2 protein-coding genes and 1 pseudogene are annotated in these 1,538 nt (G+C 59.7%); 1 reads left to right on the top strand and 2 read right to left on the bottom strand.

The annotated features are described in order from the left end of the window. Positions 1 to 312 (bottom strand): type IV secretory system conjugative DNA transfer family protein (locus tag XANALMUS060_RS22540; RefSeq protein WP_343122997.1); only part of this gene is annotated, 312 nt, incomplete at its 3' end. A 307-nt stretch (positions 313 to 619) separates the two neighbouring features. Beyond that, a pseudogene (locus XANALMUS060_RS23145) lies at positions 620 to 1,303 on the bottom strand (type IV secretory system conjugative DNA transfer family protein); the annotation flags it as partial. 4 nt (positions 1,304 to 1,307) lie between these two features. Between XANALMUS060_RS23145 and XANALMUS060_RS22550 the strand changes: the two are divergent. Beyond that, on the top strand, positions 1,308 to 1,538 hold a 231-nt coding region (locus XANALMUS060_RS22550), incomplete at its 3' end, for a hypothetical protein (protein ID WP_235430610.1).

Consider the following 1,538-nt stretch of genomic DNA (forward strand, 5'->3'; position numbering starts at 1 on the left):
CCACACGTCCACGCGCCCCATCGCGGTGAATTCGTCCATCAGCATCAACATCTGGTACTTGAGTGACGGCTCATCGCCCAGTTGTTTGTCCAAATTGCTGCCGATCACGGTGCTGAAGAAGATGTTCAACAACTTGCCGCTCTCATCGAGTTTCTGCGCGGGAATGACCGTGTAAATGGTGGTCTTCCGCTTGCGGATGGCGGTGACGTCGAAGTCGGTGGCGTTGGTGGCCGCCGCCAGGGTCGGATTGAGGAACTGCTGCAACGGTGCCTGCATGGTGGCGACGACGCTGGAGAAGGTCTGCTCGGCCATTCCAACCAACCAGGTTGCGCAGGGTGGTGCGGGTCTGCTCGCTGATGAAGGAGAATTCCTGCTGACCTGACTCCGACAGCCAGGTTCCGACGATTTCCTTGATGCTCTGGCTCCCCGCACCGGAGGAGAGCCGCAGGATGCGTTCGAAGCTTGGAAATCTAGGGTCTACGTTGGAATCGAGAGGAGCTTGGGCGTCGGGCTTGCCCTGTGCGTTGATGCCTGAGAGACCTTTGCGTTCCATGTCCTCCCATTTTTCGAACATGAAGGAGGCGAAGGCGACGAAGATGGCGCGGGCTTGGGTCGCCCAGAACGGGTCCTTTCCGGCGTCGTCGAGGTAGAGGATGGCGGCGATGGTTTGCAGGTCGGCGATGTACTGGTTCGGCCTGACAAAGGACAGCGGATTGAATCGGTGGGTTTTGCCATCGGTGGCATAGGGGGCGAACTTGTAAATGCGCTGTCCCTGCGAGGCGCGCCAGCCGCTGGTTTCCTTGAACAATTCGCCTTTGATGTCGAGCACGCACATCGAGTGATCGTAGGTCAGCAGTACCGGAATGGCGATGCAGGTGGTTTTGCCGCTGCGGGTCGGCGCTACCACGATCACGTGGAGTGCGCCGTTGATATAGAGATGGTGTCCACGGTACTTGCCAACGATGACGCTTTCGGGTTTTTTCTCCAACAGCCCGGCGCGCTTCATGTCGTGCAGGCTGGCGAAACCGGCATCGCCATGCAGGGATTCATCCCGGCGGTTCAATCGCAGCAGCATGGCGGTCAACGGCAGCCACACGATGAAGGTCAGGCCGAAGCCCAGCATGCCGCCGAGTTTGATTTTCGTCGCATACGGTTGGACCTGCGGCAGGTCCAGAGCGCGGACGTACTGGAGATAGGTGTTCCACGCGAGCGGGATGTTGAGCTTGAGCAGCAGGATGGTGACGTAACCGGACAGGTACAGGCCAGCGAATGCGGCGAGCAGGAGCAAGGCCAGGGCGGTCATACGGTTGGACCTGCGGCAGGTCCAGAGCGCGGACGTACTGGAGATAGGTGTTCCACGCGAGCGGGATGTTGAGCTTGAGCAGCAGGATGGTGACGTAACCGGACAGGTACAGGCCAGCGAATGCGGCGAGCAGGAGCAAGGCCAGGGCGGTTGCGAGGCGGGCCTTCATTCCCATAGTGACGATCCTTTATTCAATCCATTGTGGTGGTTCGCACCATCCGGTTTACAGCGCGGC

The sequence above is a fragment of the Xanthomonas sp. MUS 060 genome, assembly GCF_000963215.1.
In the GTDB taxonomy this organism is placed as follows: domain Bacteria; phylum Pseudomonadota; class Gammaproteobacteria; order Xanthomonadales; family Xanthomonadaceae; genus Xanthomonas_A.